Origin of the sequence: Streptomyces sp. 13-12-16 (genome assembly GCF_002114215.1) — a bacterium.
Taxonomy (GTDB): Bacteria; Actinomycetota; Actinomycetes; order Streptomycetales; family Streptomycetaceae; genus Streptomyces.
The window spans coordinates 1-3955 of the sequence record NZ_NCTE01000527.1; the positions used below are offsets into that span (position 1 = coordinate 1).

The following is a 3955-nucleotide window of genomic DNA, read 5'->3' on the forward strand; positions in this document are numbered from 1 at the left end:
GCTGGTCGCCGCGCCCGGCGGGCCGCCCGGGTCGGAGGCCCTCCTCGACGGGGTCATCGCGCTGGTGCCCGCGAGGAGCGCGGTCGGCGCGGGGCTGCGCCGGGCCCGGGACATGCTCGACTACGCGGACGCGGCCACCGTCGCGGCCGTGCTCGGCTGCGGGCGGCGTACGACGGCGCATGACACCGTGCCCTTCGCGCTCTGGTCGGCGGCCCGGTCCCTGGGGGACTACGAGCGGGCGTTCTGGACGACCGCACAGGTGGGCGGGGACGTCGACACGACCTGTGCGATCGTGGGCGGCGTGGTCGCCGCCGAGAGGGCGGGGGCACCGCCCGCCGAGTGGGCCGACCGGGTCGAGCCCCTGCCGAAGTGGATGCGGGCCGCAGTCTGAGGGCGAGGACCGGACGCCGCCTCGGTCCTGGGCGGATTTCAGAACTCTCCGTGCACCACGGGAACTCTCCGTGACCGTCCGCTCGTTGTCGAGACATCCGCCGTGTGAGGCATGAGGCCTGACACGTGTAGACGAGTCCGTCGTGCGGGAGTGGTGGTGTGGGGAGGGGCCGTGATGGTGATCGTGAGAGCGTTGCTCGGGCTTCTGCTCGCCCTGACGGGTACGGGCCGGGCGGGCGTTCGCCGGCCGAGTCCGAAGACGTCGGCCGGCGAGCCGCCGGGCCGCACCCGTGGTGCTCCCTTCTCAGCCCATGCCCGGTCCGGCCGAGCCGGACAGCGCCTCCAGGTCGCTCTTGCGGACCCGGATGACGAACCAGGCGGTGGCCAGGGCGAGTACGGCCATCGCGGCAGCCGGGACGAAGGCCGTGGAGATGCCCTCGGTGAGCACCTCGTGGCCCCAGGGAGCGGGCAGTTGCTGCGTCTGGGCGAACTCCGCCTTCTGCTCCGCCGTTCCTTCCGCGAGGAAGCCCGGGACCTGCTTCTCCGCCTCGTCCTTGCTGGCCGTGCCGAACACCGTCGTCAGGAGGGCCAGTCCCACCGAACCGCCCACCTGCTGGGTGGCGTTGAGCAGCCCGGACGCGGCGCCGGCCTCGTGCTGGGCCACTCCGGAGACCGCGGTGAGCGTCAGCGTCACGAAGTTCAGTCCCATACCGAATCCGAAGATCAGCATGGGGCCGAGGATGCCGCCGACATACGAGCTGTCGGAGCTGATCAGCGTCTGCCAGGCCAGTCCGACCGCGGCGAGCGCCGACCCGACGAGCATGAACGGCTTGGGGCCGAACACGGGAAGGAACCGCTGCGACAGGCCGGCCCCGAGAGCGATCACGACCGTCACCGGCAGGAAGGCGAGACCGGCCTCGATCGGGCTGTAGCCGAGTACGTTCTGCACGAAGAGGACGATGTAGAAGAACATGCCGAACATCGCCGCGGCCAGGCTGAGCATGATCACGTACGTGCCCGCGCGGTTGCGGTCGGTGAACATCCGCAGCGGGGTGATCGGTTCCTTGGCCCGGGACTCGATCAGTGCGAAGGCCACCAGCAGGACCGCGGCGGCCGCGAAGGAGCCGATGGTCAGCCCGTCCCGCCAGCCTTCCTCCGCCGCGCGGATGAAGCCGTAGACGAGAGAGGCCATACCGGCCGTCGAGGTCACCGCGCCCGCGATGTCGAAACGGCCGGTGTGCCGCTCGGACTCGTTGATGTACATCGGTGTGAGCACGACGATCAGCAGGCCGATCGGCACATTGACGAAGAGCACCCACCGCCAGTCGAGCCACTCGGTGAGCATGCCGCCCGCGAGCAGGCCGATGGCGCCGCCGCCCGCGGAGACCGCGGCGAAGATGCCGAAGGCGCGATTGCGCTCGGGTCCTTCCGGGAACGTGGTGGTGATGAGCGCCAGCGAGGTGGGCGAGGCGATGGCGCCGCCCACGCCCTGCAGGACGCGCGCGGCCAGCAGCTGCCACGGCTCCTGGGCGAACCCGCCGAGCAGCGAGGCGAGGGTGAACAGCAGGATGCCGGTCATGAAGACGCGGCGGCGGCCGAGGATGTCGCCGGCCCGGCCGCCGAGCAGCAGCAGGCCGCCGAAGGTCAGGGTGTAGGCGCTGATCACCCAGGTGAGGTCGGTGGTGCTGAACTCGAGAGCGTTCTGGATGTGCGGCAGCGCGATGTTCACAATCGTCGAGTCGAGTACCACCATGAGTTGGCAGGCCGCGATGACGGTGAGCGCGATGCCGGGACGCCCGTCCCGGCGGGCCGCACCTGGCTTCTGGGTCTGAGTCAAAGGAGAGGTTGTCACTATGGGTCCCCCACGAGTGCGTCAGTGAACGCTCGCGTTCACTGTTGCGCCAACGGTATGAGCCCCCGACAGTGAACGCAAGCGTTCACTGAATGCGTTGTTGCTCGGCGCGTCCCCCTTGGTCGCCGCGCGGCACGTGCTTCATCCCCGAATGTCCGCTTCCTCTGCTCGTTGGAGAGAGTTCAGATGGTTTCTTCGAGCTGGGTGGCCGCCCAGGATCGGACGGCTGCCTCCCGCCGCCGCGGTGCCGTACTGGAACGCGCGATCCTCGATGCCACCCTGGAACAGCTCAGTACGGTCGGCTGGAACGGCCTGACGATGGAGGGCGTCGCCGCGGGTGCCCAGACCGGAAAGGCCGCCGTCTACCGGCGCTGGCCGTCCAAGGAGGATCTGGTCGCGGACGCGCTGCGGGCCGGACTGCCGCAGTTCGACGAGGCGCCGGACCTGGGCGGCGTGCGCGAGGATCTGCTGGATCTGTGCCTGAGGGCGCGCGACGCGATGTTCTCCCAGCCGGGATCCGCTCTGCGTTCGGTGATTCACGAATGTGACACCCTCCAGGCCGAGCGCTTCCACGCCGTCATCGTCGAAGGGGTCGTGGAACCCACCATCAGGATGCTGCGCGCCGTGATCGAGCGTGGAATAGAGCGAGGAGAGGTCCGTGCCGACGCGGCGAACGGGTATGTCTTCGACGCCATTCCGGCGATGATGATGTATCGCTCGAAGATGTGCGGCAGCGAATGGTCGGACGTCGATCTGGAGGAGATGATCGACCAGTTGATGGTTCCGCTGTTGCGGCCGGCCGGCTCCTGACCGCGGTTTCCCCGAGTTGTCGGCGCCGCTCGGGGGCCGGGGTGTCGCGGGCCGCCGCGGGCGGCGTACGCTAAGGGCGCCATGCCGTACGAACCACCTACCCACACCGTCGAGCGCTCTCTGCGCGCCACGACCGGGGCGAAGATCGTTGCAGGTGTCGACGAGGTGGGACGCGGTGCGTGGGCCGGCCCTGTCACCGTCTGCGCGGCGGTCACCGGACTGCGTCGGCCCCCGGGGGGTCTCACCGACTCCAAGCTCCTCACCGTCAGGCGGCGCACCGAGCTCGCCGAGACACTGCGGAGCTGGGTGACCTCGTACGCCCTGGGGCACGCCTCACCCGAGGAGATCGACGCCCTGGGGATGACGGCCGCGCTGCGGCTGGCGGCGGTGCGTGCGCTGGAGGGGCTGCCGGTCCGGCCGGACGCGGTGATCCTCGACGGCAAGCACGACTATCTCGGCACGCCCTGGAGGGTCCGTACGGTCGTCAAGGGCGACCAGTCGTGCGTGGCCGTCGCGGCGGCCTCGGTGATCGCCAAGGTTCAGCGCGACAAAATGATGGCCGAACTGGGCGTCGACCATGCAGACTTCGGTTTTGCGGACAACGCCGGGTATCCGTCGCCCGTGCACAAGGCCGCACTGGAGGTCCGGGGGCCCACCCCGTACCACCGGTTGTCGTGGGCGTATCTTGATGCGCTGCCCCAGTGGCGGCACCTCAAGAGGGTCCGCGGCTTGACGGAAGGGCGCGTTCCGGAAATCGAGGGTCAGCTCGGCTTCGACTTCTGACGGACCGCTCGCACTCATGTGCCACCCGGCGGCGCGAGCCGTACCAACGTTTGATAAAAATCAACCCATGCCTCTCATTCCCGAGGAGCCTCAGATTCACGAGAGTGCCCAGGGTCCCCG

The 3955-nt window shown here is 69.5% G+C and carries 4 protein-coding genes; 3 read left to right on the top strand and 1 reads right to left on the bottom strand.

From position 1 onward, the window contains the following. Positions 1-391, top strand: a 391-nt coding sequence (locus B7767_RS21305; RefSeq protein ID WP_143652573.1) for an ADP-ribosylglycohydrolase family protein, incomplete at its 5' end; no start/stop codon positions are given. Positions 392-694: 303 nt separating this feature from the next. On the opposite strand, the gene B7767_RS21310 is transcribed toward B7767_RS21305, so the two are convergent. After that, on the bottom strand, positions 695-2242 hold the full coding sequence (locus B7767_RS21310; RefSeq protein ID WP_085573609.1) for an MFS transporter: 1548 nt from the start codon (positions 2240-2242) through the stop codon (positions 695-697). Between the two features lie 186 nt (positions 2243-2428). Here B7767_RS21310 and B7767_RS21315 point away from each other — a divergent pair, with 186 nt between their 5' ends. Together B7767_RS21315 and B7767_RS21320 are read left to right on the top strand one after the other, a co-directional pair. Further along, positions 2429-3052, top strand: a complete 624-nt coding sequence (locus B7767_RS21315) for a TetR/AcrR family transcriptional regulator (RefSeq protein WP_085573610.1) — start codon at positions 2429-2431, stop codon at positions 3050-3052. Between the two features lie 81 nt (positions 3053-3133). Next, positions 3134-3835, top strand: a complete 702-nt coding sequence (locus tag B7767_RS21320) for a ribonuclease HII (RefSeq protein WP_085573611.1) — start codon at positions 3134-3136, stop codon at positions 3833-3835. Positions 3836-3955 lie beyond the last annotated feature (120 nt).